This is a genomic window from Oceanipulchritudo coccoides, assembly GCF_010500615.1.
Taxonomy (GTDB): domain Bacteria; phylum Verrucomicrobiota; class Verrucomicrobiia; order Opitutales; family Oceanipulchritudinaceae; genus Oceanipulchritudo; species Oceanipulchritudo coccoides.
This window is the reverse complement of sequence record NZ_JAAGNX010000002.1, coordinates 819362-845065: the sequence shown is the minus strand read 5'-3', so window position 1 is coordinate 845065 and position 25704 is coordinate 819362. Positions and strand designations below refer to the sequence as shown.

Annotated in this window: 23 protein-coding genes and 2 tRNA genes; 4 read left to right on the top strand and 21 right to left on the bottom strand. The window is 54.8% G+C overall.

The genetic code is table 11. From position 1 onward, the window contains the following. Window positions 1–54 precede the first annotated feature (54 nt). From nusG to G0Q06_RS09210, 9 genes are all read right to left on the bottom strand, one after another. A complete protein-coding gene (gene nusG / locus G0Q06_RS09250; RefSeq protein WP_163964841.1) occupies window positions 55–651 on the bottom strand; it encodes a transcription termination/antitermination protein NusG in 597 nt (198 codons plus the stop codon). 16 nt (window positions 652–667) lie between these two features. Then, on the bottom strand, window positions 668–874 hold the full coding sequence (secE, locus tag G0Q06_RS09245; RefSeq protein WP_163964838.1) for a preprotein translocase subunit SecE: 207 nt from the start codon (window positions 872–874) through the stop codon (window positions 668–670). Window positions 875–923: 49 nt separating this feature from the next. Beyond that, window positions 924–999: transfer RNA gene (locus G0Q06_RS09240), tRNA-Trp, on the bottom strand. An 83-nt stretch (window positions 1000–1082) separates the two neighbouring features. Next, entirely contained in the window at window positions 1083–2273 is a 1191-nt protein-coding gene (gene tuf / locus G0Q06_RS09235; protein WP_163964836.1) for an elongation factor Tu, read from the bottom strand. A 75-nt stretch (window positions 2274–2348) separates the two neighbouring features. Next, a tRNA-Thr gene (locus G0Q06_RS09230) sits at window positions 2349–2424 on the bottom strand. 123 nt (window positions 2425–2547) lie between these two features. Next, on the bottom strand, window positions 2548–3273 hold the full coding sequence (locus tag G0Q06_RS09225; protein WP_163964833.1) for a hypothetical protein: 726 nt from the start codon (window positions 3271–3273) through the stop codon (window positions 2548–2550). Window positions 3274–3287: 14 nt separating this feature from the next. Next, complete coding sequence (locus G0Q06_RS09220) at window positions 3288–3767, bottom strand: ExbD/TolR family protein (RefSeq protein ID WP_163964830.1); 480 nt, start codon at window positions 3765–3767, stop codon at window positions 3288–3290. Beyond that, window positions 3767–4402 (bottom strand): MotA/TolQ/ExbB proton channel family protein, encoded by a 636-nt coding sequence (locus G0Q06_RS09215; RefSeq protein ID WP_238710461.1) that lies wholly within the window; start codon window positions 4400–4402, stop codon window positions 3767–3769. Before G0Q06_RS09215 ends, G0Q06_RS09220 begins: the two co-directional genes overlap by 1 nt. A 54-nt stretch (window positions 4403–4456) precedes the next feature. Next, the gene (locus G0Q06_RS09210; RefSeq protein WP_163964825.1) at window positions 4457–7090 is read right to left on the bottom strand and encodes a tetratricopeptide repeat protein; all 2634 of its coding nucleotides are present in this window, start codon (window positions 7088–7090) and stop codon (window positions 4457–4459) included. A 122-nt stretch (window positions 7091–7212) separates the two neighbouring features. On the opposite strand from G0Q06_RS09210, the gene G0Q06_RS09205 reads away from it, so the two are divergent. From G0Q06_RS09205 to G0Q06_RS09195, 3 genes are read left to right on the top strand one after another with little or no spacing between them, the layout of a single operon-like run. Continuing rightward, on the top strand, window positions 7213–8337 hold the full coding sequence (locus tag G0Q06_RS09205) for a Re/Si-specific NAD(P)(+) transhydrogenase subunit alpha (protein ID WP_163964822.1): 1125 nt from the start codon (window positions 7213–7215) through the stop codon (window positions 8335–8337). A 27-nt stretch (window positions 8338–8364) separates the two neighbouring features. Beyond that, on the top strand, window positions 8365–8652 hold the full coding sequence (locus tag G0Q06_RS09200) for an NAD(P) transhydrogenase subunit alpha part 2 (protein WP_163964820.1): 288 nt from the start codon (window positions 8365–8367) through the stop codon (window positions 8650–8652). Beyond that, window positions 8649–10073 carry an NAD(P)(+) transhydrogenase (Re/Si-specific) subunit beta gene (locus G0Q06_RS09195; protein ID WP_163964818.1) on the top strand — a complete coding sequence of 475 codons (1425 nt, stop codon included), beginning with the start codon at window positions 8649–8651 and terminating at the stop codon, window positions 10071–10073. Before G0Q06_RS09200 ends, G0Q06_RS09195 begins: the two co-directional genes overlap by 4 nt. 4 nt (window positions 10074–10077) lie before the next feature. Here the strand turns inward: G0Q06_RS09195 and G0Q06_RS09190 are convergent, their stop codons facing one another. Further along, window positions 10078–10968, bottom strand: coding sequence for a uracil-DNA glycosylase (locus G0Q06_RS09190; RefSeq protein WP_163964816.1), 891 nt, complete (start codon window positions 10966–10968; stop codon window positions 10078–10080). Window positions 10969–11021: 53 nt separating this feature from the next. Beyond that, a complete protein-coding gene (locus tag G0Q06_RS09185) occupies window positions 11022–12422 on the bottom strand; it encodes a UDP-N-acetylmuramate--L-alanine ligase (RefSeq protein WP_238710459.1) in 1401 nt (466 codons plus the stop codon). Between the two features lie 146 nt (window positions 12423–12568). On the opposite strand from G0Q06_RS09185, the gene G0Q06_RS09180 reads away from it, so the two are divergent. Further along, the gene (locus G0Q06_RS09180) at window positions 12569–14203 is read left to right on the top strand and encodes a fumarate hydratase (protein ID WP_163964811.1); all 1635 of its coding nucleotides are present in this window, start codon (window positions 12569–12571) and stop codon (window positions 14201–14203) included. A gap of 13 nt (window positions 14204–14216) precedes the next feature. Here G0Q06_RS09180 and G0Q06_RS09175 read toward each other — a convergent pair whose 3' ends face one another. The 10 genes from G0Q06_RS09175 to G0Q06_RS09130 form a co-directional block, all read right to left on the bottom strand. Beyond that, a complete protein-coding gene (locus G0Q06_RS09175; RefSeq protein WP_163964808.1) occupies window positions 14217–14597 on the bottom strand; it encodes a PIN domain-containing protein in 381 nt (126 codons plus the stop codon). Window positions 14598–14602: 5 nt separating this feature from the next. Beyond that, a complete protein-coding gene (locus G0Q06_RS09170; RefSeq protein ID WP_425496121.1) occupies window positions 14603–14893 on the bottom strand; it encodes a FitA-like ribbon-helix-helix domain-containing protein in 291 nt (96 codons plus the stop codon). Window positions 14894–14984: 91 nt separating this feature from the next. Continuing rightward, window positions 14985–18272 carry a leucine-rich repeat domain-containing protein gene (locus G0Q06_RS09165; RefSeq protein WP_163964803.1) on the bottom strand — a complete coding sequence of 1096 codons (3288 nt, stop codon included), beginning with the start codon at window positions 18270–18272 and terminating at the stop codon, window positions 14985–14987. A gap of 91 nt (window positions 18273–18363) precedes the next feature. Continuing rightward, on the bottom strand, window positions 18364–20274 hold the full coding sequence (pepF, locus tag G0Q06_RS09160) for an oligoendopeptidase F (protein ID WP_163964800.1): 1911 nt from the start codon (window positions 20272–20274) through the stop codon (window positions 18364–18366). Between the two features lie 122 nt (window positions 20275–20396). Beyond that, complete coding sequence (tpiA, locus tag G0Q06_RS09155) at window positions 20397–21170, bottom strand: triose-phosphate isomerase (protein ID WP_163964797.1); 774 nt, start codon at window positions 21168–21170, stop codon at window positions 20397–20399. A 48-nt stretch (window positions 21171–21218) separates the two neighbouring features. Continuing rightward, entirely contained in the window at window positions 21219–22412 is a 1194-nt protein-coding gene (locus tag G0Q06_RS09150) for a phosphoglycerate kinase (protein WP_163964795.1), read from the bottom strand. Between the two features lie 115 nt (window positions 22413–22527). Continuing rightward, entirely contained in the window at window positions 22528–23565 is a 1038-nt protein-coding gene (gap, locus tag G0Q06_RS09145; RefSeq protein ID WP_163964793.1) for a type I glyceraldehyde-3-phosphate dehydrogenase, read from the bottom strand. 260 nt (window positions 23566–23825) lie between these two features. Beyond that, a complete protein-coding gene (locus G0Q06_RS09140; RefSeq protein WP_163964790.1) occupies window positions 23826–24620 on the bottom strand; it encodes an anti-sigma factor family protein in 795 nt (264 codons plus the stop codon). Then, window positions 24617–25132 carry an RNA polymerase sigma factor gene (locus G0Q06_RS09135; protein ID WP_163964787.1) on the bottom strand — a complete coding sequence of 172 codons (516 nt, stop codon included), beginning with the start codon at window positions 25130–25132 and terminating at the stop codon, window positions 24617–24619. The genes G0Q06_RS09140 and G0Q06_RS09135 overlap by 4 nt, the downstream gene beginning before the upstream one ends. A gap of 53 nt (window positions 25133–25185) precedes the next feature. Beyond that, entirely contained in the window at window positions 25186–25647 is a 462-nt protein-coding gene (locus G0Q06_RS09130) for a hypothetical protein (protein ID WP_163964785.1), read from the bottom strand. Between the last annotated feature and the right edge of the window lie 57 nt (window positions 25648–25704).

Here is a 25704-nt window from a genome sequence, read left to right as displayed (position 1 = left end):
TCCGGCTCACGCGAATAAGAGGCGTATCGGTGCGGCCGAAGGTTATTTCATAAATTAGTCGCCATCCGTCATTCGCTCAACCTGCCAATATTCGAGCTCAACAGGTGTGAATCGCCCAAAAATGGAAACAGAGACCTTGAGCTTTCCGCGCTCCGTATCGATTTCATCGATTCGGCCACTCAGATTGAGGAAAGGTCCATCCGTGATTTTAACTTCCTCACCCACTTCGTATTGAACCTTCGGCACTTCCTTGCCTTCGGATTCTTCAACCTGCTTCAGAATACGGTCAATTTCCGAGTCCTTGAGTGGAGCCGGGGATTTCCCGCCAGCAAACCCAATTACCCCGTCAGCCCCGTTGATAAAGTACCAGACTTTCTGGACCAAATCGTTGTTTTCATCATAAAGACGGCAATGCACGAAAATATAGCCCGGGTAGAGCTTTCGCTTCCGTTGGGACTTTTTGCCATGCTTGACCTCCGAAACGGTCTGGTCGGGGATGAGCGCCTCGAAAACAAAGTCCTCGAGCTCATTTTCAGAAATATAGCGATCAATATAGCGTTTTGCGGCAGGCTCCTTGTTTGAGAGCGTCTGCACGACAAACCACTGTCCTTGCCGGACCGGATTATCGCTGTTGGATGAATCTTCTTCCATTAATCAACCTGTATTCCTACCCGCGAACCCAGTTGGTCAGCAATTGGATCCAATTGTATACACTGAAATCAGCCAGAGCGATGAACGCCCCCAGAAGCAAAGTGGCGAAAAACACCACAACGGTGCTGTCCCTCAGCTCTGTCTTGGTCGGCCAGACTGCCTTTTTGAGCTCCGTAGAGGTTTCTCCAAGGAATATGCGGGCTTTTCTGAATGGGTTAGGCATGATTTGAATGAATGATTATTTCCTGAAGCAGGCATTAACTGTAAAAAACTGGCAGGGCAGGAGGGACTCGAACCCCCAGCCAATGGTTTTGGAGACCACTACTCTACCAATTGAGCTACTGCCCTGTAATTCTCAAAATGTTTAAGTGCGGATGCCGGGAGTCTTCATTTCGAAGAAACCCGGCAACCGGCGACAAAAGGGAATAGGATTATTCCGTGATTTCCGTGACACGGCCAGCACCAATTGTGCGCCCGCCTTCACGGATCGCAAACCGCTGCCCAGGTTCCATGGCAATCGGCTTCTGCAAGGCGATTTCCACGGAAAGATTGTCACCCGGCATAACCATTTCCACACCTTCCTTCAGGGTAAGAATACCCGTCACGTCGGTGGTACGGAAGTAGAATTGCGGACGATACCCGCTGAAGAACGGCGTGTGACGACCACCCTCTTCCTTGGTCAGGACGTAAATTTCAGCATTACCCTTGGTGTGCGGGGTGATCGAACCTGGCTTGGCCAGAACATGGCCGCGCTCAACATCATCCTTGGCAACACCACGGAGAAGCACACCGACATTGTCACCAGCTTGGCCTTCGTTCAGCAGCTTGCGGAACATTTCCACACCTGTGACGACGGACTTGCGGGTGTCGGTCAGCCCGACAATTTCGATTTCCTCGCCGACCTTGACGATTCCGCGCTCGATACGGCCAGTGGCAACAGTACCACGACCCGTGATGGAGAACACGTCCTCAACGGACATAAGGAATGGCTTGTCGATTTCACGCTCAGGAGCAGGAATCTCAGCATCAATAGCTTCCATCAGGTTGCCGATGCACTCAACACCCTGTGGGGTGCCTTCGAGAGCGCCGAGGGCTGTACCACGAACAACAACAGCGTTGTCACCGTCATACTGGTACTTGGAGAGAAGGTCGCGGACTTCAATTTCGACAAGCTCGAGAAGCTCTTCGTCATCCAGCAAGTCAACCTTGTTAAGGAAAACAACAATCTTCGGCACGCCAACCTGGCGAGCGAGAAGGATGTGCTCACGAGTCTGCGGCATAGGCCCGTCAGCGGCGCTAACAACGAGGATAGCTCCGTCCATCTGGGCGGCACCCGTGATCATGTTCTTAACGAAGTCAGCGTGTCCCGGGCAGTCAACGTGAGCATAGTGCCGATTGTCGGACTCATACTCAACGTGCGCAACGGCGATCGTCACTGTCTTCGTTTCGTCACGAACTGTCCCTCCCTTGGCGATATCCTTGTAGGACTTGAACTGGGCAAGACCCTTGTCGGACTGCACCTTGAGAATGGCAGTTGTGAGTGTTGTTTTACCGTGGTCAATGTGACCGATTGTTCCCACGTTAACGTGAGGTTTTGTTCTTTCGAATGTTTCTTTGGCCATGATCGCTAATCAGATTATGTTACGACGTTGTTTGTACGACTTAACTGCTGGTGATAGTTGAAGGTTGATGTTTAGTGGAGCCCTCGAGCGGATTTGAACCGCCGACCTCTTCCTTACCAAGGAAGTGCTCTACCGACTGAGCTACAAGGGCGCCGAAGAAGATTTGAATTAAAGCAAAGTGGCGGAATTTGCGGGTCATGAACCGTAGGGTCAAGACCTTTTTCCGCGATTTTATAAACAAATTTTCCAGAGCCGGAAATAGAGCTCGGATTGCTCACGGATAGACCGTTATGCGATAGTAGCCACTTGGCAAGCCGCGATAGTAATCCAGCGACCCGATATAGCCCTGCAGGGCCTGGTCCCAGTCGGTGAAACCTGAACTGCCAGAGATGACAGGTTTCCCAAGAGGTATTTCATGGACCAGATGCAGGTAAAAGCGAATCGGCGGCCAGAGCGCCTCGGGGGAAAGCTGCCTGAGGCTGTCCGGCAACGCGGACACCCGGAGTGAATGGTCAACCCTCTCCCCGAGGGGAATCGATTGAAGGCTGGTTTCCGAAACAATGCTAGGCAGCGGGGCCGTTGGCTGGCGACCAAACCGAGACAGATAAAATGCGGGTCCCGCCGGAAGAGCGATCTCCGGCGGTGCACTTCCGAACGGTGGCAGGGAAATTGTAGCAGGTGATGAGTCCGGAAGAGTCAAAATTGGCTCATACTGGGAAAACACTTCCGTTGCTTCCCGGAGGCTGGCCACATCATCCATCTGGCTGACCAGGTTCCATTTGGTTGGCATGAACAAAGGCGCACTGTCCTGAAGGAAGGCCTGTTCACCAAGGGCTGGATTGACGCGAATGCCCGAATTCCCAACATAGTGAACCTGCACGGGATCCTCTGGAGCCGAACGCGGTGAGGGAAATTCAATCCTGATAAAATAGAAAACACCGATATGGACGACTAGACCACCCAGAATGGAGACGAAGGCCAGTGTGAGAATTCGTTTCATGATGGAACTTCCGCTCAAAAGCCATCGGAATTAAAGAATTCCTCCTCATATGGCAGCTCAGCAGCCAGATGCACTTCTGAAAATCCAGCGCGGCCAGCCAGATCCATAAGCATGAAGAGCGTCTCTGTAGAAATAGTGGCATCGGCTTTAATCAGCAAGGTGGCGGGAAAGTCTTCCGTGCCCAGTCCGTTTTCCGTCACATAGTCCTTGAGGTGCGATTCAAGGGTAAGGGCAGAAAGTTTTTCCCCATCGAAGAAATAGAGCTCGTTCCGGTCAACTGTCAGGACTGCCGCCACGGACCCGCGTTGCAGCTCCAACGAACTGCTTTTGGAAAGGCGGATCGCCGTCCCGGGGGTAAGTATAAAGGCTGACACGTTCAAAGAGACAAAGAGCCCGATGAGGATAACATCTAGAAATGGAACGACATCGAAGCCGGACCGGGGCCGGCAACCGATGAATTTCCTCAGCTCGAGCGGTTCGGTAATTCCGGGCATTATTGATCCGCCTCCGGTTCTTGGGTCTCTTCATCGGGCAACCCACCGTCCGTTTGCTCCTGTTGCATGAACTGGATCAAGTCATGTCCGGTGTATTCCATGTCGTGCACGAGTGCGCGGACCCGCCCATGCAGGAAGTGGTGCGCAATGTGCGCCATGATGGCGATCATCAGCCCGAAAGCGGTTGTCAGCAAGGCTTGGCCGATTCCTCCCAGCAACAGCCCAAAAGTCGGATATCCGACTGTCTCGCTGAATGGGACGCCGAAAAAGGCCTGAAGCATTCCAAGGACTGTACCCAACAAGCCAATCAACGGAGCAATCCGGGCGATTGCCGCGATGGAACCAATGCGGCGTTCAAGAATAGGAATTTCAACCAAGGCAGCCTCTTCCGCCACAGTCCGCATTTTTGACTCGGAGGCTCCCGCTTGCAGCAGAATCGCTTTGACGATACCCGGGATCGGTCCGGGCATATCCTCACAAAGGGTCAGGGCCTCCAGGCGGCGACCCCGGCTGACCAGGTTGCGAATTCCCTCAAGGAACTGCCCGGTCCTCAATTGACCCCGGTGCAGGAAGAGCGTCCGCTCGATAAAAATGATAAAGCCAAAGAGGCTCACCGCGAGGAGTACCCACATCATTGGGCCACCCTGTTCAATTAGACTGAAATCAACTTCTCCCATAATCAGTATCGGTTAACGTAATGAATCCAACTTTGCCTGGGCCAAGGCCTTTCCCGGCAGCCCAAGAAGCGGAATTGTCTCAAAAATCCTTCTAGCGACGGCGCTTTGCCCGTTTTTCGCCTGAATATCTCCAATTTCGAGGAGAACCCGGGCCATCCAGTAGCGACCAGCGTCCTCTGTCAGAACCGGTTGACTCAGGTTGGGGTCGAGAACAAACCGCTCATAAACCAACCAGAGAATCCCCTCGCCTGCTTCGATATCACCTTGTTCATGGAGGGCATGAGCCCATTTGTAGCCGGCCTCCAGCCGAATGGCCGCAGGCGCTTCAGAGAGCAGGCAGGTGCGCTCGTAAATAACGGCAGCTACATCGTAGCGGGAACTGTCCTCACTTCCCAATGCCATGAGGCAATCAGCGCGACTGAGTTCGGCGCGGTACCGCTCTGGATGCTGCGGATACTGGGCCAGGAGCCGCTCATAAAGCAGCAAGGCAGTGGGGAAATCGTTCAAGCGCCTGGCAAGGTCCCCCTGCTTGAGGCGGGCATAATAGACCAGCCCATGGTTGGGATAATCCGTCACGAGTCGCTCGAGAATCGTGATGGCCTCCTGCAAGTGGATGGCCAGTCCCCGTTGCTCTGCGTTCAAGGCAGCTTCCCAAAGGGCGATGGGGGCGTATTCACTGTCCCGGAAACGGTCGACCAGATTGATCAGGCTCTGCTGGGCGCTGACCAGGTTGTCCTGATTGGATTCAACCCTGGATTCGACTAGATAAGACAGGATTGTCGGGCCGCTTTGGGGGAACTTCCCTCTCAATTCGGTAAAAACCTCCAAGGCTCCCGCCTTTTCAGCCCGCGCATAGCGAGCTTCCCCGATGAGCAAGAGCAAATTGGCCTCGACCTCCTGGAGGAGCTCCGGGGGGAGAGATTCATTACGGGGTGAATCCAAATCAGCAAGAAGGGAGCTGGCCTGCTCCTCTGCACTGGCAGGTTCAGATGCTTCGAGGGTCAGGCGTGCGGCGATCCACTTCAACCGCAAAAAGAGACCCGGAGGGACTTGTTCGCCATCCGCATCGCCCAGATCAAGTACCGATTCAATGCGCTCAAAGGCCTCCTGAATGCGGGCGTTGCGCCGGAGATAATCGAGCAGGTTCCATTCCGCCTTCCAGATGACAGCCAGTTCCAGGCGTGGATCTGAAAAGGCGGCATTGATCAAATTCCCTGCCGCTTCGGCACGGCCAGCACCAATTTCGCAAAGAACCTGCTGGAAGAAAACTGTTGGGGCCAGTGATTCCGGAGCCTCGAGCAGGGCCGCGGCATAGGCCTCCGAGGCACTGCTGTAGTCTTCATTGAGAAAAAAACAATCAGCGATTAAAACACCTGTCCGAAGAGATTGCTCGCCGGGAGGCAGTTTCGATCTCAACTGGTTAAGGTAATCGGCAGCTGTCCGGTAGCGGGGCGGGCGCTGATTCCATGAGACGTAAGCCAGCAGCCTGAGGGCGGTCGGCATCAATTCCGAATTGGGATATCCGTTGTAAAGTTCGAGTGCGCTTGTTTCAGCTTCAAGGAGTTCCCCTTTTTCAATAAGCAGATATGCTTGAAAAGCCAGAAATCGGTCTGTCAAGGGATGCGAGGGGGAACTCTCAAGCCATGTCTCAAGATCGTCCAGGAAGGTCTCCCGGTCACGTTCCCCGCTGTATGACTGGGTCAGAAGAGAAAAAGCAAGCGCAAGGTCTTCTGGGTCTGCCGAAGCCTCCGAGACAAGTTGACGGAGGGCAATGCGCCCACGGGTTGAGTCGGCTCCGGCAATCGTACCCAGCAAGAGCAGGAAATCCGAGCGAAAGCCAAATTCCCTGAGCCCGGGAAGGGCGAGATGATCACTGAGCACCTCGACAGCCAGATTCGACTGCCCGCTCCGGTTTAAGGCGACTGCCAGCAACCTGGCTGCCTCGAATCCTCCACGTTCGCCTTTCATCGACCGGACCGCCTCGCGCAGGGCACTGACCGTTTCTTCGTCGTAAATACCGTTTTTGAGATCCTCCCGTAAGCGGATAATCTCAAAATGATCGGAAAGGAGCTCTGTTGGGGCAGCTTCTTCAGCCTCAAGAAACCGTTGGTTGGCCTGCTCGAGCGAGTCGTTTCGAGCAAGGAGCAAGGCTTGCAGCAGAATAAACCAGGACCGTTCTGAGGGGCCAAGTTCATCTGGATCGATTTGATTGAGTGAAATACGGAAGGCCTCGTCATCGGATGCGAAGAAGAGATACATCGACTCAATGAGCGGATCCACGGCGAAGCCATCCGACTGGAGGCGCTCATAAACCGCACGGGCGGCGTCGAGCTTGCCCATCACAAGAGAAATCTCGAGACGCTTATTCAAGAGATCGACAGTCTCTTGCGTGGATTCAGAAGACTCCAGAAGTTGGTCGACGAGGATTTCCGCCACAGAAAGGAAACCGCTGGCGATGGCCGAATCCAAGCCGTCCAGTTCCCATTTGCGACGAATTTCCGCCACCGACTCCTCCGTGCTGAGGGTTTCAGGGAACAGAACCGATTCCCCGGTGGGTGCATCTGTTATTTGTCCCTGTAGGCAGAGCGTGGCAGCGACAAATGATGCCGCCAAAACCAGAGCCAAGGTAAATATTCGCAATGACATAGATAAATCGATTAGTAGCGAAGTATTGTTCTCGTCGTTGAATCGGCAAGGACCGTTTCCTTCCAAATATCAGAATTCGTAGCTTGAATGTAGCGGAGATTACCTCTACGCAGTGAGGTCCTATGCATCTTTTTTGCCCACGAGAACCTGATCCGGAGACAAGGGCCAGTGCCGACCCGGAATCAGTCAAGAAAATGGTCGACCTGGGGCTGAGCGTCACCATCGAGTCTGGTGCGGGACTGGCCAGCGACCATGATGATCTAGCCTACGTCGATGCCGGCGCCGGCATTTCTGAAAACCGGGACCAGGCATTGGCAAATGCCGATATTGTCCTCAGGGTCGGCTCTCCCGAAGTGGAAGAAATCGCTAAACTGAAACGCGGGGCCCTACACGTCAGTTTTCTCAATCCCTTCGCACGGAAGGACCTCCTGAAGGCCTTTGCAGAAGCGGGTGTCCATGCGGTCTCCATGGAAATGATGCCACGGACCACGCTGGCACAGAAGATGGATGCCATTAGCTCACAAGCCAATCTCGCCGGTTATTATTCGGTCATTCTGGCTGCGGAGCGGCTTAACCGGATTCTTCCCATGATGATGACTCCCGCGGGAACCATTTCGCCAGCACGCGTCTTTGTCATTGGAGTCGGGGTGGCCGGCTTGCAGGCCATTGCCACGGCAAAGCGGCTCGGGGCACGAGTGGAGGCCTTTGATACGCGCCCGGTTGTCGAGGAACAAGTTCGTTCGCTGGGGGCGAAATTCGTGAAGATAGATCTGGGCGAGACCGGGCAGACCGATCAGGGATATGCCAAGGAATTGACACCCGAGCAGATTGAAATGCAGCGCAAGGGAATGGCAAAAGTCTGTGCGCAGAGCGACATCGTCGTGACCACAGCCAAGCTCTTTGGACGGCCGGCCCCCACCCTCGTGACGAAGGAGATGGTCGCTGGCATGAAGCGCGGGAGTATCCTTGTCGACCTGGCCGCGGAAACCGGTGGGAATGTCGAGGGAACGGTCGCCGGTGAAGAAGTGGAAACCAAAGGCGGCGTGCGGATTATCGGCCTTAACAAGCTTGAAGCCTGCCTACCCTGCCATGCCACGCAGGTCTATGCGTCCAATCTGGCCAACTTCATCGAGCATTTCTGGGACAAGGAAGCGAAGGCGTTCCAATACAATCTGGAGGATGAAATCCTGAAGGGATGCCTGATGACCCACGACGGCGAGATACGGGACGAACGCTTCCGGGACTAGCCCAATCACAAAACTCACTTTTACACCATGGATATCATTCAGCTACTGTTCATTTTCGTGCTCGCGGCCTTTCTCGGGTACGAGCTGATTAAAAAGGTCCCCTCACAATTGCACACGCCATTGATGTCGGGTTCCAATGCCATCAGCGGCATCACGATTGTCGGGGCCATCCTTGCCCTGCACACGGACACGGGCTATTTCGCCCTCATTCTGGGATTTCTGGCGCTGATCCTTGCGACAATCAATGTCGTGGGCGGTTATGTCGTGACGGACCGCATGCTCGCCATGTTTAAAAATAAAGAAAGCAAGAAATGAGTCCCTCACTAATCAATTTTGTCTACATTGTCGCCTCGATCCTCTTTGTCCTCGGGATTAAGATGCTCGGGTCAGCCAAGACTGCCCGCAAGGGCAACCTGATCTCGTCTGTGGGCATGCTCATGGCGGTTGTCGTGACCCTGCTCTACAAGGGGCTGGACTTCAAATATATCGTTGTCGGCTTGATCATCGGTGGAGCAATCGGACTAGTTGCAGCAAAGCGGGTCAAGATGACCGCCATGCCCGAGATGGTCGCCCTCTTCAATGGATTCGGGGGACTGGCCAGTCTTCTCGTCGGCTGGGCCGAGTACGAAAAAATCCGCGGACAGGGCTTCCTTGAGTATTTCACCCGCCAGGATGCACCAGTGATCTTTACCTCGACGGTGATCGTCCTCGCTGTGCTCATCGGTGGAATCACCTTCACGGGAAGCATCCAGGCATGGGGCAAACTTTCGGGCAAGCTCGGTAGCCGCGCGGTAATTATTCCAGCTCAGCGCTTGATCAATGGGGCAATCGTGGGCGGCATCGTCCTGCTTTCCCTGCTTTTCATCTTCTCAGGCAATCTTGAATTAAGCTCCGGGACGCAGTTGGCGATCTTCCTCGGGGTAGTTCTCCTGTCCCTTGCGCTGGGTGTGCTGGGCGTGCTCCCCATTGGGGGCGGCGATATGCCGGTGGTCATTGCTCTCTTGAACAGTTTTTCCGGATTGGCCGCCGCAGCAGCCGGTTTTGTCATCCTCAACAACGTTCTCATCGTTGCGGGTTGCCTCGTTGGTTGCAGTGGCTTGATCCTCACGATCATTATGTGCAAGGCGATGAACCGCAGCCTGACAAATGTCCTCTTCAGCGGGTTCGGATCCTCAACCCAGAAAACCGGTGCTGAAGTCAAAGGCGAAATGAAGGCCGCCTCGGTTGAGGACGCCTATTACGTCCTGGAGGCTGCTTCCTCCGTTGTTATTATTCCGGGTTATGGGATGGCGGTTGCCCAGGCACAACACGTGGTCAAGGAGCTGGGCGAGTTGCTTGAGGCGAATGGTTGCGAGGTCAAGTATGCCATCCACCCTGTCGCTGGTCGCATGCCGGGCCACATGAACGTGCTCCTCGCGGAGGCGGATGTGCCCTATGAGCAGCTCGTCGAGATGGATGATATCAATCCCACAATGCCTTCCGTGGATGTGGCCATTGTCATTGGGGCAAACGATGTCGTCAATCCGGCCGCGGCCGATGATGAAGCAAGCCCGATTTATGGGATGCCGATCATCAATGCCCACCTGGCCAAGACAGTTTACGCCCTCAAGCGCGGACAAGGGGCCGGCTTTAGCGGGTTGATCAACCAGCTCTATTTCCTTGAAAAGACCCGGATGCTCTACGGTGATGCGAAGGCAACCGTCAGTGCCCTTGTCGGCCAATTGAAGGAAGACTAGCCGTCTAAGGCTTCAGGAAGTAGCTGCGTTGCTTTTCCGAGATGGGCATTTCCAACTGCTCCATCACGGCGAGGACGTCTTCCCATACATGGCGCTTGGCTTGAAGGCCCTGATTGCGCAGCAAGTAGCTCGGATGGTAAGTCGGCATCAGGGAAATGTCATTGAAACTTTGCCAGTGGCCACGAATCTTGCCCATCCGGCGCTTTGGATCAGCTCCGAGCAACCCGTCGAGAGCGGTCTTGCCGAGCGCAACAATGACCTTGGGCTGGATAATCTCCAGCTGCGCCAGCAGGTAGGGAAGGCAATAAGCCATTTCAGTTGCGGCCGGTGGGCGATTTCCCACGGGGCCCGGCACCGGTGGACGATAGGTCATGATGTTGCCGATGTAGACTGCCTCACGTGACAGGCCCATTGTCTGGATGATTTTTGTCAACAACTGGCCCGCCGGACCCACAAACGGCTCACCCTCGATCTCCTCTTCCGCCCCCGGGGCTTCACCGCAAAAGAAAATCTGCGCCTCGAGGGACCCGATACCCGGGACGACTTTCTTCCCCGGCTTGAGCTGGGATTGGCACCAGTCGTCAGAAAGGATTTTCTCCCGTAGAAATTTCATTCGCTCCGCCTTTGTCCCATCCGGGAGAGCGACACTCGGTGGCGCAGGCACTTCCGGAATCTCGTTCGCCATCTTCGCGGTTGGACGGGAGGGCTTGGTCACCTTGGGTTTGGGAGCAGGTTCTTTCGCGACAGGTTCAACCTTTGCCGGCGCTTCCGCTTCGGCGGCTGCCGCCACATCCCGCAAAACCTGCAGTGTCTCGTCGCTCAGGTAAACCGACTTCTCGCCGGCCTTCTGGCGCCTGAGGAGTTCGTGATATACCGCTGCCAGTTCAGGTTTCATTGCTGGGATGACTATCAGTCGCGGGCCTTCCGGGCGTCAATGCAGAAGCCTGTTTAAAACTTGGGCTTGCCGAGATAACGGGCAATTCGCTGCGGGACACCGTCAAATGACCCGTTTGAGAGGAAAACGACCACATGCTTGCCACCATTACTCAAGGAATCCTTGAGTCCGGATTCCAGTTCCTCGTTGGTGCTGTAAGCATGGGCCTTGCTGCCAAGGCGCAAAGCCATTGCGGGAAGATCAATCCGTTCGCTCTCCGGATAGCGCTCTGCCCGGAAGATCGCTCCCAGATGGACTTCATCCGCTGCATCGAAGGCCAGCTCGAAGGCCGTCTCATGGATATTGCGGCAAGCCGTGTTGGAGCGCGCCTCAAAACACATGACAAGCCGGTGCTCAGGGAAGCGGCCCCGGAGTGACTCGAGGGTGTGGCGGACAGCTGTCGGATGGTGGGCAAAGTCCATCATGATGGTAGTGGACTCCGTCGCATGGATTGTCTCTTGCCGACGCTTGACCCCATTAAAACTGGCAAGCGCCCCGAGTGGGAATTCAACCGGGTTGGGGCATCCACTCGCAAGAGCCGAGGCAAGCGCGGCCATGGAAGCGTTGCGGGCGTTGAAGAGCCCCCAGACAGGCCAGCTGACATGTCCCCATTCCTCTCCTTTGAAGATCAGGTCAAAATCACTGCCTTCAGCGGATTCCCTGTAATTTAAAATCTGCAAATCCGCCCGATCGCCTAATCCTACCCGCAGGACCGGGGCCCAGTTGATGTGGAGCAAATCTTCAAGGGCGGGATCGTCGCTGTTCACCAGGATCGTGCCGTTTTCCGGGACAATCTTGATCAAGTGGCTGAAGGTCCGCTTAACATCTTCGAGATCGCGGAAGATGTCCGCGTGGTCGAACTCGAGATTATTGAGGATCAGGATATTCGGGCAGTAATGGATGAACTTGCTCCGCTTGTCGAAAAAGGCGCTGTCATATTCATCCCCCTCTATGACAAAGGGGGCGTCGGTGGATCCGGCATGCGCACCTGTGGGAAGATCATTTGGAACGCCCCCGATAAGGTAACCGGCGTCCAATCCGGACTCTCTCAACAGGTGGGCAGCAAGCGTTGTTGTAGTGGTTTTTCCATGCGTTCCGGCCACCACGATGGTATTCCGCTTCTGCAGAATCTCCCGGGCCAGAAGCTCTGGCAGGGAGACAAAAGGGATCTCCCGGTTTGATAAAAGCCACTCCACCTCGGGATTGCCCCGGGTGTTCACATTCCCGACCACGACAAGATCAGGCCGCAATGCCTTCAGCCGGTTTGCATTGTAGCCCTCAAGAATTTCAATACCACTCTCCCGGAGCCGGTCGCTCATCGGCGGGTAAGTGTTTTGATCCGCACCCAGCACATCGTGCCCAAGGGCTCGCATCAACAAGGCACCATTTCCCATACCGGTGCCGCAGATGCTCATGAAGTAAATCCGCATCAATCCAAGAAGAGAAAGGATGCGCCGGGAGACAACCCAGAAGTCAGCTTGCGATAATAAAGAATCCGGATAAGGTTTTCTAATAAAGGATTGCTAAGGCGACCCGATTCCTAATACCAATCACAGAAACCATGAGCACGAAAAAATTCACATTCAAGAACCCCTTTCCACTCGGGGAAGACACCACCGAATATCGCCTGATTACAAAGGATTACGTCAGCGTGAAGGAATTCGACGGCAAGCCGGTGCTTGTCGTGGATCCGAAGGGGTTGGAGCTCCTGGCCAACGAAGCCACGAAGGATATTTCCTTCATGCTGCGCCCGGCCCACCTTGAACAGGTGGCCTCCATTCTGGACGACCCCGAGTCGAGCGACAATGACCGGTATGTTGCCTTGGCCATGCTGCGCAACGCGGATGTCTCTTCCCATGGAATCCTCCCCTTCTGCCAGGACACCGGAACGGCCACCGTTGTCGCCAAAAAGGGCCAACAGGTCTGGACAGGCGGTGGTGATGAGGAACATCTCAGCAAGGGAATTTTCAAGACCTACAACGAGGAGAACCTCCGTTACTCACAGACCGTGCCTCTCGACATGTACACGGAGAAAAACTCGGGCACGAATCTTCCCGCGCAGATCGACATCTATGCGGAGAATGGAATGGAATATAAATTCCTGTTTGTCGCCAAGGGCGGCGGATCTGCCAACAAGACTTTTCTATACCAGAAGACCAAGGCCTTGCTGAACCCGGAGAGTCTGGAGGAGTTCCTCACGGAAAAAATGAAGACCTTGGGAACGGCGGCCTGCCCGCCCTATCATCTGGCATTTGTCATTGGCGGGACTTCCGCAGAGGCAAATCTGAAAATGGTCAAGCTGGCCTCGACCAAGTACCTCGACGGGCTTCCGGAGAAAGGGAATGAACATGGCCAGGCCTTCCGTGACCGCGAGCTGGAGGCAAAGCTCCTCAAGATTGCCCAGCAGACTGGAATCGGCGCGCAATTCGGAGGGAAGCACTTTGCACTGGATGTGCGTGTCATCCGTCTTCCCCGTCATGGTGCCTCCTGCCCGGTCGGAATGGGCGTCTCCTGCTCGGCGGATCGCAACGCCAAGGCGAAGATCAATAAGGACGGCATCTGGATGGAAGCACTCGAGCCGAATCCCGGCCGGTTCATTCCGGAAAAATACCGGACACAGACTAAAACAGGAGCCGTTAAAATTGACCTCAACCAGCCGATGGAAGACATCCTGGCAACGTTGAGCAAATATCCGGTCACGACGCAGCTCGCCCTCAGCGGGACGATTGTTGTCGGACGTGACATCGCCCATGCCAAGCTCAAGGAGCGTATCGATGCTGGAGAAGGCCTGCCCGACTATATCAAGAACCACCCGATTTATTATGCTGGCCCGGCCAAGACCCCGGAAGGCATGCCTTCAGGTTCCTTCGGTCCGACAACTGCCGGGCGGATGGATTCCTACGTCGATCTCTTCCAGTCGCACGGCGGCTCCAAGATCATGATCGCCAAGGGCAATCGCAGCCAGCAGGTGACGGATGCGTGCAAGAAGCACGGTGGCTTCTATCTTGGCTCGGTTGGTGGACCGGCTGCCTTGCTGGCACAGGATAACATCAAGAAAGTCGAAGTCCTCGAATATCCGGAGCTCGGCATGGAAGCCGTCTGGAAGATTGAGGTCGAAGATTTCCCCGCCTTCATCCTAACAGATAACAAGGGGAACGACTTCTTCCAGATGATGAACAATTGCCCGGTGAGGTAATCAAGCGGCATCTTCATTCCGGCAATACGGCCAGTTCCGGACAGCAGGTCAGGATCGCCTTGTCGCACGTGTGGAGTTTTAGTCCAAGGTCTTCCGCGAGAGCAACATACTGGCTGTCGTAGCCGCTTAAACCGGTCCTGCGGGCTACCGCTAAAACGCGCTCCGGAGGAACCTCGTAGACGTTATCCCCCATCAGGGAATGAGCGTCCTCGAGCAAGGCATGCGATTCGGAGGCGGATACATCGCCCTTTCGTTCGAGCGTACAAAGAACATTCAGGAATTCATCCAGCCAGAGACCGGGGGCGAGCCATTCAGGCTCCCGCTGAAGCAATGCCTCAGCTGCCACGGAGCGCTCACCACGAATTAACAGGTAAACAATCACGTTTGCGTCCACGACAATCACATGCGCCCCCCCCGCTTTAATTGATCAAGATTCGCATCTTCAAGCCAGGTCTCCATCCCCTCACGGCGCAGCCTTACACGCTTCAGCAGGGTGGACCGGTCAACCGCAACCGGGGAAACTGCCCGCTCAAGGGTTGTCACGATTTGCTTGTTGAGACTGCGTCCGCTCCGCTTGGCTGCTTCCTGCAACCGCGCATGCACTTCCGGAGGCAGGTTCTTGATCGTGAAATTCATGGTTCCATTTTGCAACCGTTTTGGTGTCCTGGCAAGCGGATTTGCTGAAGGCATATTTGGCGGGCTGACTGCTGACCCGAATTCCAGAAGCCCGAAAACCAGTCAAATTCAGGCACGTGATCGGCATATGCGCACACCCGTGGATTCAGATGGATCCTGGTCCAGCGATGAGGGTCTCTGTGACGTACTGCCGCTTGGCATAATCGTAGAACATCCTTGAACCGGGCTTGCCCGAACCCTCCATGTAGTGGAACCAGCCGCCGAGGCCGGGAAAGTACATCAAGGGATAGAGAGATTTCCCAGTCTGCATCCATCGATGCAGTGAAGGATCAAACAGGGAAACCGCCTCGCTGCTCTCTCCTGAATAAAGGAGAAACCCGTGCTCGAGATGGTAAATGTACTGGTCTCCGAGCACCTTGAACTCCCCGAACCAGCTGTGTAGCCGCCAGTCATCCTGTGCGAGGATTGCGTCGTCCCATGGCCCGAGGCTGAAGGGAAGCTGGAGCAGCGAATTGTTGGAGTCGCTTAGTTCGGGAGATGGCCACCCGTCAGCACCTTCAAGGTAATAGACGATAGGAGAGGGAACATCCCTGAAATACTCGAACGGCGTCTCGCACCAACTCGGGAATGACCGGGGATCACGCCGGTGGCAGGGAATCTTGGGCGGCGCACCGAGGAAGTAGACACTCTGCAGGCTGTCGCAGTAATCAAAGACATTGGTGAATTCCGGAAAGATGCCTCCATTCCAGGAAATGTAGGGATTATTGAATCCTTCAAAGCCTGCGGGGAAAGTTATCGAGACCAGGCTCTCACAATAGGCGAAGGCTGTATTGCCAATGCGCTTCAAGCTGTCGGGCAAGTGGACCCGTCTCAGCTCGAGGCAGGCAAAAAAGACGCCTTCCGGCAGTTCCTCAATCCCATCGGGTATAGTGATTTCAGCCAGACTCGTGCAGCTGGAGAAAGCGAGTATCCCGATCGACTGGACCGATTCCGGAATGTCGACCCCGGTCAGGCCTTCGCATCGGCTGAGGGCGTACTCCCCGATGGAGGTACAGGAATCGGGAATCTCCAACCTGCCGGAAAAACCCTCAAGGACCTTGATCAGTCTCTCGTTGGCGGGGGATTCCAAGTCGACTTGATACAGGGCCTCTCCCTTCATGAGAAAATTTGGATTCGACTGAGGGACGACCAGTGTTTGCAGGCCCGGGGTGTTGTCGAAGGCCAGCTCGTCGATCGTCGCCACCTTGGCACCCAAGGATACTTCCGTCAGGGCAAAACAGTTGGCAAAGGCTCTGGACTCAATCCTGACAACCGAATCCGGAACTACGATGTAGGCAAGGTTGTGGCAGTCCCTAAAGATGTTATCGCTTACAGTCTGGAGGGAATCTGGGAGGGAGACACTCACTAATCCGGACATCCCAAGGAAGGCCGCGGTGTCCATGGAAAGGACTGAATCCGGTATCTCCAATTCTGAAATGCCTGTGCAGTTGGCGAAGGCCTGAAAACCGATCGATTCGAGGCCATGAGGGAGAGCAAGAGCTTCCAGAGCGCTACAATTGAAGAAGGCTCGGCTCCCGATCCGGCGAAGGTTTTGCGAAAAGGAAACTTTGGACAATGAGAAACAGTCCTCGAAAGCGTCATAAAGAATCTCCTCAACGGAATCGGGCAATGTGATGGATGGGAGGCTTATACAACCAGCAAAGGTCGAGTTTGAAATCTCCGGCAGCCCTGACGGGAGGTCGATATGAGTGAGGGAAGTACAATCGGCAAAGGCACGCCTTCCGATGACCTCGACGGTATCAGGGATGTCGACTTCGCCAAGATTGACGCATCCTCTAAAGGAATCCTCCTCAATGAGGGTCAGCATGCTTGGCAAGGTGATAGCGCTCAGGCCCGTGCACGCTTCAAAAGCACCATGATTGATTTCTTGAACGGATTCCGGAATCACAATTGAGACAAGGCTCTCGCATCCGGCAAAGGCACCTTCCCCAATGAAGGCAATGGCTTCAGGGAAGACGATGGAAGTGAGGCTCAAGCAATCACTGAAAGCGAAGTTGCTGATCCAACCGACACCTTGTCCCATGACCACACTTTCCAATCTAGTCATTCCAGAGAAGGCGCTCCAGCCGATCGAACCAACGCGGTCCGGAATGGCCAGATTTGTCACGCTGGTGCAGTTCCAAAAAGCAGCCTTTCCAATTTCCTTCAGGCTGTCGGGCAGGTCGATGGCTGACAGGCTTGTGCAATTCGCAAAGGCAGACTCATCAATCAACTCAAGGTTTGCCGGAAGAGTGATCTGAGCTAGTCCCGAGCAGTCCCTGAAAGCGCCAGACCAGATGGCCTGTACGGAAGCAGGAAGGTTGATCTCGGTCAAGCTGACGCAGGTGGCGAACGCGTGGTGGTCAATCGCCAGCAAGGAGGATGGCAAGGTCACATCCGCCAACTGGGTGCATCCGGAAAATGTTCTCCCGCGAATGAACTGCACCCCCTCAGGGACCGCAATGGAAAGCAGGCTGGAACATCCGGCAAAGGCGGATTGTTCGATTGTCCGGACAGAATCCGGGAGGGCCAGGTTTACGAGGCTGCTGCACCCGCGAAAACACTCTGGACCGATCGACAACAGGGTCCCGGGCAAGGACACGTTTCTCAACTGATTGCATCCAGCGAAGGCGTAGTGTCTCAGGTACTCCACTCCTTCAGGTATGTTGATCGATTCCAGACTGAAGCACCACGCGAAGGCGAAGTCCTGGATCTGCCGAACACTATCGGGCAAGGTCATGTTGACCAGGCTTTCGCAGTCGAAGAAGGCCTTCTGCCCGATGAAGGTCAGCCCGTCCGGCAGCGTTATTGCGGACAGGCTCTGGCAGTAGGCAAAACTGTTGGGACCGATGGAGGTGACTGTATGCGGAAGGACGACCTCAATCAAATTCGTACAGTGACTGAAGGTGGAGTCGAGTACGGCTTCCACTCCATCGGGAAGTGCAACCGATTCAAGGCTGTTGCATTCCTTGAAGGCATGTGACCCGATGACCGTCAATGTCGAGGGGAGGTTGATCGAGGTCAGGGATTGACAGCTTCCAAAGGCCCAGGTTCCGATCGTAAAAAGCCCCTCCGGAAGGTTGATGCTTGAGAGCTTGGAGGCATTCAGGAAGGCGTAGTCCCCGATGTGTGTAATCGTGTCGGGAAGTGAAACAGTGGTTAAAGAATGGCAGTTGGAGAAGACGCTCGGTCCGATTCGTGTTACCGGGAATCCTTCTATCTCAGCCGGGACAGTTGCTTCCGCCACCTCGCAGGTGAAGCCGGTAATCTCCACCTCGGATCCCGTAACGTCATAGGTAAACGGTCCCTCATTCGCACCAGAAAGTGGCGAGCAAAAAACAAAGGCCAGTAAGACTTTTGCCAGAGCTGGAATGAAAACCTTTGGGAAAGTCATTAGCACATTTGTCTATCGACAAATCACTAAGTTCCAATGACAAAGCTATTGTTAACTGTGCTAATCCAAGAGATAAAATTCACGTAACCCTTCAGGCCGGCTTCTCGATTTCCTCGGACTCAAGATAGCGCAGGTACTCGCTCTCGAGGAGGTCGACGAGCTGGGAAAATTCATCGACGACCGCCTTCAGGATATCGGCGTTCTCCAGATCAATCCCTGCCTTGCGCAACTGGGTCATCGGGTAGTCGTTGCCGCCGGACTTCAGGAGTGTGAGGTACTTCTCAACGGTTCCTTCCGGATCTGTCTCCATCTGCTTCATCAGGTAAGCCGCAGAGGCATAGCAGGTGGCGTACTGGTAAACATAAAAAGGCGTCCGGTAGAGATGCGGGATGCGCGACCATGAGAGCATGTAGGGATCATCGTCAGGAATGATATCACCGTGATGGGATTTGACGATCGACTTCCAGAGGTTGGTCAGGCTCTCGGCGGTAATCCCCTCGCCTTTTTCGGCCATGGCATGTGCCTGAAGCTCAAAGTCGGCCATCATGGTCTGCAGGAAGAAGGTTCCCTTGATCTTCATGAGCTGGGACTCGAGGAAGGCAATGCGTTGTGCAGGATCGTCAACTGTCTCAAGGAACTGGCGCAGGAGGAGCTTCTCATTCAGGATGGAAGCCACCTCGGCAACAAAGATCGTGTACCAGTGAGTGGCGTAGGGCTGGTATTCCTGCGACAGGCGTGTGTGCATGGAATGACCCATTTCATGCGCCACGGTGAAGACGTCATCCAGCGTCCCACGGTAGTTCAGCAGGACGAAGGAGCCGATGCCGTAACGGCCCGCATTGTAGGCCCCCGACCGTTTTCCGGGCGTCTCAAAGACGTCCACGAATCCAGCGCTGAACTGCTGGGCCATCTTGCTTGAGTATTCCTCACCAAGCGGTACGACTGATTCAACTATGAGCGGGACAATCTCGTCGTAGTTGTAGGAGGTCGTGTCATCGACGAGCGGCATGAACATGTCGCTCCATCCATAATGCTCGAGGCCGAGAAGGCGCTGGCGCAGCTGGTGGTAGCGCTGCAGGACTTCCCCTCCGTCACGGGCGACCTCGACCAGCGACTCAACCACTTCCAGCGGAATGTTGTTCTCGTCCAGCTCCATCTCAATGGTGCTGGCATACCCTCTCGCCTCGGCAAGGGCCCAACCCTGGTTCAAGACTCCCTCATAAATCGAGGCAAAGGTGTTTTGGCGGTCTTCAAACTGCTCCATCCAGGCCTCCTGGACGGCCTTCCGGTCCTCGGGATTGCGGTAAGTCGTCAAGGCCTTGCTGTAAAGCCCGGGCGTAACAGTTATAACGGTGCCGTCCGAAAGTGTCACCTCCGGGCGGTCACCATCAGCATTAGTCAATGAGCTGAAAACCTGGGCCGCTGTCCTCCGCACCTTTCCATGCAGGCTGAGCAAGCGCTCGCCCTCGGAGTTCAATGTATACCGGCCAGTGCGGTAGGCGTCCATCAAGCCGAAGCGATACTGCTCGAGGCCAGGTGTTGCATCAATCCATTCGATCATCGTCTCCTGTGGGATGGTCAATACCTCTGGTGTGAACCAGGAGATGCTGGCGGAAATCCGTGAATAGGTCGCCAGAAGCTTCCCTACCTGGCCTTGGACAAAATTGTCCCGCGTATCGACATCCCGCCGCTGACCGGCAAAGCCCCAGAGGCGGGTCGAGACCTTGCTGGCCTCGTCGGAGAGCTGGTAAACCTCCAGCAAGGTTGCAGGTCCCTCGCCCAGCCGGCCCTCGTAGGTCGCGACTTCATTGTAGAGCTCCTCCATACGCAGGAGGTCGCTTTCCCATGCCTCCCAATCAGGATAAAACAAGGTAAAGTCCCATTTATAGCTGGCTGGGACATCGTCCCGGGATTCAAATTCAAACTTGTCCGCTGCGGAAAATAGCACGCAAACGGGTATCAGGAGTGTCTGCAGGAACAGGAGAGTTTTAAAAATACGCATACGCTACGGGTGATGGGGAAATCATTATTGTAAAGCCGTATTGGCTTTTTGACCTGCAAAGTACACAAAAAAGCCGGCCCCCTTTCGGAGGACCGGCTGGATAAAAAGACGTTCGGGAGCGATTACTTGGAAGAGGCAATCTCGACCAGTTCGACAAAGGACTTTGCCTTCAATGCAGCGCCCCCGATGAGGCCGCCATCAATGTCGGGCTGATCCATCAGTGAGGAAGCATTCTCCGGCTTCATCGAACCTCCGTAGAGGATGCGAATCTTGGCCGCGGCGCCTGCCCCAAGCAGGCTGGAAAGCTCGTCACGGATCATCTTGTGGACTTCCTGCGCCATTTCCGGAGTGGCGGTCTTGCCAGTGCCAATGGCCCAGACGGGCTCATACGCAATGACCAGATTGTCCGCTGCGTCAGCAGTGACACCTTTCAGTCCCCCGACCAACTGCTCCTTGACGACTGCGAATGTCTCATTGGCTTCCCGCTGCTCGAGGGTTTCCCCCACACAAAGAATCGGCTTCAGCGAGCTATCGAGCGCAGCCAGGACCTTTTCATTGATGAAGGCATCCGACTCCTTGAAATACTCCCGGCGTTCACTGTGCCCAAGGACAACAAACGTACAGAACAAGTCGCGCAGCATCACCGGCGAAACTTCCCCGGTGTAGGCTCCTTCTGATTTCGGGTGCATGTTCTGTGCCCCGAGTTGGACATTGCTGTCCTCAAGAGCCTTTGCACAACTCTCAAGAGCGGTAAAGGGCGGGCATACGGCAACACCGACATCGGTTTGCTTGCCGAGGGCAATGTTGATTTCATTGATCAGGTCACTGCCCTCAGAACCGGTCTTGTTCATCTTCCAGTTACCGGCAATCAGGTATTTACGAAAAGTTTTAGCCATGGTCTTAATTGTATTGGTTCAGAAAAAGAAAATCACCCTAGATGGCGATCAGGCTTGGTCAAGGGCAACCACACCCGGGAGCGCTTTACCCTCAAGAAACTCAAGACTGGCCCCCCCGCCGGTGCTCATAAAGGAGACCTTCTCGGAATAACCGCTTTGCTTGATGGCTTTTACGGAATCGCCTCCCCCGATAATCGAGAGGGCATTCCCTTCCGCCACAGCCTCCGCCACAGCAAAGGTACCCTTGGAGGATTCCTCGATCTCGAAAATCCCCATTGGCCCGTTCCAGAGAACAGTCTTGGCATTCTCAACTGCCTTGCGGTAGGTCGCGATAGTCTTCGGGCCGATATCGACACCTTCCCAACCATCCTCAATATCACCTTCCTGGATTTTTGTCTCGCCGAGCGTCCCGGCCTTGAAGTCGAGGGCATTGCAGACAAGATTGTCCTCAGGTAGAAGGAATTCAACCCCCTTGGCCTTGGCCTTTTCCAGGGCCAACCGGGCAGTCTCAACCTTATCCGGCTCAGCGAGGCTGTCGCCCACCTTGCCACCTTGGGCAAGTTTGAACGTGTAGGCCATCGCCCCGCCAATCAGGATCTGGTCGGCCTTTTCCAGCAAGGCATCAATCACCATGATCTTGTCGCTCACCTTGGCTCCACCGAGAATGACCACAAAGGGTCGGTCCGGATTGGAAGTCTTCTCACCAAGGAAAGTCAGTTCCTTTTCAATCAGGAATCCACAGACGCAGGTATCCAGATACTTGGTTACGCCTTCCGTACTCGCGTGTGCCCGGTGGGCCGTCCCGAAGGCATCGTTGACGTAGATATCCCCAAGGGAGGCCAGCTGCTTGGCAAATTCCGGATCGTTATCGGTCTCGCCTTTGTGAAAGCGGACATTCTCAAGGAGGAGGACATGTCCATCCCCTAGTGAGTTGGCTGCACCTTCGGCGGATGAGCCCACACAGTCTCCCGCAAAGGCGACCGGCTGGCCGAGCTTTACTGACAGCGCGTTGGCGATGGGGCCTAATGAAAACTCCAGATTGGGCTCCCCCTTGGGACGCCCGAGGTGACTCATGATGATGACCCGGGCACCCTCTGAAACGAGGTACTTCAGGGTCGGCAGCGCCGCCACAATGCGTGTGTCATCGGTGATCTGCATTCCGCTAAGCGGTACATTGAAATCCACCCGTACAAGTACGCGTTTTCCTTTAACGTCGATATCTTTAATCGTCTTGATAGCCATTATTATAAGAGTTGAAAGTTGTGATTGGATGAAAAAAAGCCGCCCTCAGCGTGAGTAGAATCACGGGGGCGGCTGACAAAATCAATTCGGTACTATTGAAAGATTATCCGGTGATTCAGACAATCTTCTTGAGCAGGTCGACCACGCGGTTCGAGTAGCCCCACTCATTGTCGTACCAGCTGACCAGCTTGAAGAAGGTGCTGCTGAGTCCCATGCCACTGCCCGCATCGAAAATCGATGATGCCTTGCAGTGAATGAAATCGGAGCTGACCACTTCGTCTTCGGTGTACTCAAGGATGCCCTTGAGCTCACCTTCCGAGGCTTCCTTCATCTTCTGGCAGATTTCCTCGTAGGAAGTTTCCTTCTCAGTCTTCACCGTCAGATCAACAACCGAAACGGTTGGGGTCGGAACGCGGAAAGCCATCCCGGTCAGCTTGCCCTTCACGGCTGGCAGAACAAGGCCAACAGCCTTGGCCGCACCAGTAGTTGAAGGAATAATATTGATAGCCGCCGTACGACCACCCTTCCAGTCCTTGCGGCTCGGGCCGTCAACGGTCTTCTGGGTGGAGGTGTAGCTGTGCACCGTGGTCATCAGACCTTCCTTGATGCCGTAGTTGTCCATGATCACCTTGGTGATCGGCGCCAGACAGTTGGTCGTGCAGGAAGCATTGGAAATGATGGTGTCTTCAGCTGTCAGCTCGCCGTCATTGACGCCGATTACGACTGTCTTCACCTTGTCGCCCTTGCCAGGTGCGGAAATAATGACCTTCTTGGCACCGCTCTTGATGTGGCCTTCAGCCAGCGTGTCCTGAACAAACAGGCCAGTGGACTCGATGACCACTTCAACGCCGAGTTCCTTCCAAGGCATTGCTGAGGGGCCTTCGCGGACGGCGAGACACTTGATCTTGTGACCATTGACGACCAGCGTGTCATCAGCGTCTACATCCGGGGAGCTCTTTTCGCTGGCAACTGTGCCGTTGAAACGACCCTGGATGGAGTCATACTTCACGAGATACGCGAGGTTGTCTGCCGGAACAAGGTCGTTGATTGCGACGACCTCGAAGTCCTTGCCGAGGAGATCTTGTTCCACCAGTGCGCGGAATACCAGACGGCCAATGCGGCCGAATCCATTGATTGCTATTTTCGTTGCCATAATTCTGTTTCTTTTAAGCTGATTTTCGAAATGATGGTTATGAACGCTCCAAAGGCAGGTTGGCGAGAAAAACCTTCCACTCCTTTAAAGCGATACCGCAAGGGGTATAGGCGCAATCGGGGGCTTGCCAAGCAATAAATTAAATTAATTCAGCCGGACAAAAGCCATTAATTTAGCTAATACCACCAAGGGCAACGATCAAGCGATTCTTCTGCCAAGCATCGGCCCGGAAGACATGGGAGGCCCCACCCCGAAGGCACTCACCCAAGGGCAAATTCAATATCGACCTGCGGATCGGACCCGACGAGCAGGTAGACCGTCGAACCGGTCATCCAGCCGCCTGTTTCAAGGCTCTGGGAATTAGCGACTGCTGTAATGTCCTCGTAAAGGGAGGCGTCGATCCCTTGGCGATTGAGAATGAACAGGTGTACAATCTTTCCATCCGCGGTATGGAAGCAAACGAGGGAGACATTCTGGTCCTGCCAGGTCAATTGCTTGCAACCGATCGGGACGAGGGCTGTCAGGCCTGCAGGCAGCCCCTCGTAAACAGGAGCTTCCTTATTATCAAGCCATGACTCGATCGAGGTCAGGTCCTCTGTCAGATGATCCAGCTGGAAATAAACATTGCGCACATAGTAGGCCATGCCATCGCGGAAATTGCCAAAGTCATCCGGGGACTTCCCCGTGATGGATTGCTGGATGTCCTGTATGAGCACTTCATTTTGGCGCACGTAAAAGAACGATCCAAGCCCAAGAATAACCGCAGCGGCGGCGCCAAAGGCCCACAAGAGGTTCCGGCTGAAGAAACGGGCGGGAGCGGCGACCGGAGCCGCGCGAACAGTTTCCAGCAAGGCGGCTTCAAGATCATCAGGGACCGGGGTCTGATCGAAAGCCTCCCTTAACTGGGGATCCATCTCTGCCTGCAGCTGCATCCACTCCTGCAGTTCCGGATCGGATTCAGCCATCTCCAGTGCTTCCTGCATTTGTTCATCAAGTTCCGCCTCCGATGACTGGAGGTAGGCGCTAAGCCGTTCCTTTGCTTCCTGTTTATTCATGAAAGTTGTCCGGTGAGGTGTTGATAGAGCTTTTCCTTGCCCCGGTAGAGCCGCGACATGACCGTTCCAATGGGGAGCCCAAGGATGGTCGCGATTTCCTTGTAAGTGCTGGATTCGAGATAGAAGAGGGAAAGAGGAGCCCGTAGGTCGTCCTCAAGCTCATTCAACGCGGCGACCGCCGCCGCTGCGTCAATCCGGTTGCCTGAATCACTCACTGGTGCCTCATGATTGCCAATTTCCTCATCAAACTCCACCTCCGGAAAGCGCGTCAGGCGGCGCTTCTGGTCAATAAACTTCCGGTAGACGGTCGAATTGAGCCATGCCTTGACCTTGGATGGATCCTGAATATCCCGATGCTTCCTCGCCAGGCGCTCATAGGCGTACTGGGTCAAGTCGGCGGCATCTTCCGGACGTTTGGCCAGATGCAGGGCAAATCGATAAACTGTCTTGTAATGCTCGCGCACAGCTTCTTCGAGATCGATCCCCGAACGGACGGCTGCAGGCGTTTTCATACAACCATCCGTAAGGGAATTCAATTGTAGGGTAAAGGCTATCCTCTACTCCTTTATCGGCCAGACTTCACCAATGGGCAGGAGAAGTAAAAGTTGACCGGGGTGATCACAATGTGACCGAGCTCAACATGATGCAGCACCATGTCAGCAGAGGTTAACTCGAAGTTCACCACGCCGTCGCCATCCGGATCGTGGGCTGCCTTGCCTGCGTCCGTGAAGGCCACCAGTTGGACGGACCAGCGACCACCATTGTAGTGCCCCACGCCCGGGGCGGCATCGGCAACAGGGCGCTGGCCACTGAGGCCGCTCATGTCGAAATTAAAGAGCAAATCAAGGGTATGGGCGGGAGGGTTCTTGAAGCTGTTGGTCGTCAAAACCGTGGAATAAATATCACCATTGGCCCAGATCACGTCATCGACGCGAGTGGAGGCCTTATCGCTGGCTGCGTTGGCGAGGACCCCGGCCAAAAGAAAGGCAAGGGCGAGAGTCAGGTTACGGAGTTGTGTATATTTCATTTTGATAAGTGTGTTTGAGGTGAATGAAACACCGGCAGGGCCAACAGGCTCCCAAAC

What these genes read in the sequence shown, in the direction of transcription:
- G0Q06_RS09170 (WP_425496121.1), bottom strand. Translation starts at nt 14,893, where the DNA reads ATGCCTTCAGCAAATCCGCTTGCCAGGACACCAAAACGGTTGCAAAAT.
- G0Q06_RS09130 (WP_163964785.1), bottom strand. Translation starts at nt 25,647, where the DNA reads ATGAAATATACACAACTCCGTAACCTGACTCTCGCCCTTGCCTTTCTT.
- G0Q06_RS09200 (WP_163964820.1), top strand. Translation starts at nt 8,365, where the DNA reads ATGGATATCATTCAGCTACTGTTCATTTTCGTGCTCGCGGCCTTTCTC.
- G0Q06_RS09140 (WP_163964790.1), bottom strand. Translation starts at nt 24,620, where the DNA reads ATGAATAAACAGGAAGCAAAGGAACGGCTTAGCGCCTACCTCCAGTCA.
- G0Q06_RS09135 (WP_163964787.1), bottom strand. Translation starts at nt 25,132, where the DNA reads ATGAAAACGCCTGCAGCCGTCCGTTCGGGGATCGATCTCGAAGAAGCT.
- G0Q06_RS09205 (WP_163964822.1), top strand. Translation starts at nt 7,213, where the DNA reads ATGCATCTTTTTTGCCCACGAGAACCTGATCCGGAGACAAGGGCCAGT.
- G0Q06_RS09210 (WP_163964825.1), bottom strand. Translation starts at nt 7,090, where the DNA reads ATGTCATTGCGAATATTTACCTTGGCTCTGGTTTTGGCGGCATCATTT.
- G0Q06_RS09195 (WP_163964818.1), top strand. Translation starts at nt 8,649, where the DNA reads ATGAGTCCCTCACTAATCAATTTTGTCTACATTGTCGCCTCGATCCTC.
- tpiA (WP_163964797.1), bottom strand. Translation starts at nt 21,170, where the DNA reads ATGGCTAAAACTTTTCGTAAATACCTGATTGCCGGTAACTGGAAGATG.
- nusG (WP_163964841.1), bottom strand. Translation starts at nt 651, where the DNA reads ATGGAAGAAGATTCATCCAACAGCGATAATCCGGTCCGGCAAGGACAG.
- G0Q06_RS09225 (WP_163964833.1), bottom strand. Translation starts at nt 3,273, where the DNA reads ATGAAACGAATTCTCACACTGGCCTTCGTCTCCATTCTGGGTGGTCTA.
- G0Q06_RS09215 (WP_238710461.1), bottom strand. Translation starts at nt 4,402, where the DNA reads ATGATGTGGGTACTCCTCGCGGTGAGCCTCTTTGGCTTTATCATTTTT.
- G0Q06_RS09150 (WP_163964795.1), bottom strand. Translation starts at nt 22,412, where the DNA reads ATGGCTATCAAGACGATTAAAGATATCGACGTTAAAGGAAAACGCGTA.
- G0Q06_RS09185 (WP_238710459.1), bottom strand. Translation starts at nt 12,422, where the DNA reads ATGAGCATCTGCGGCACCGGTATGGGAAATGGTGCCTTGTTGATGCGA.
- tuf (WP_163964836.1), bottom strand. Translation starts at nt 2,273, where the DNA reads ATGGCCAAAGAAACATTCGAAAGAACAAAACCTCACGTTAACGTGGGA.
- G0Q06_RS09220 (WP_163964830.1), bottom strand. Translation starts at nt 3,767, where the DNA reads ATGCCCGGAATTACCGAACCGCTCGAGCTGAGGAAATTCATCGGTTGC.
- pepF (WP_163964800.1), bottom strand. Translation starts at nt 20,274, where the DNA reads ATGCGTATTTTTAAAACTCTCCTGTTCCTGCAGACACTCCTGATACCC.
- secE (WP_163964838.1), bottom strand. Translation starts at nt 874, where the DNA reads ATGCCTAACCCATTCAGAAAAGCCCGCATATTCCTTGGAGAAACCTCT.
- G0Q06_RS09180 (WP_163964811.1), top strand. Translation starts at nt 12,569, where the DNA reads ATGAGCACGAAAAAATTCACATTCAAGAACCCCTTTCCACTCGGGGAA.
- G0Q06_RS09190 (WP_163964816.1), bottom strand. Translation starts at nt 10,968, where the DNA reads ATGAAACCTGAACTGGCAGCGGTATATCACGAACTCCTCAGGCGCCAG.
- G0Q06_RS09165 (WP_163964803.1), bottom strand. Translation starts at nt 18,272, where the DNA reads ATGACTTTCCCAAAGGTTTTCATTCCAGCTCTGGCAAAAGTCTTACTG.
- gap (WP_163964793.1), bottom strand. Translation starts at nt 23,565, where the DNA reads ATGGCAACGAAAATAGCAATCAATGGATTCGGCCGCATTGGCCGTCTG.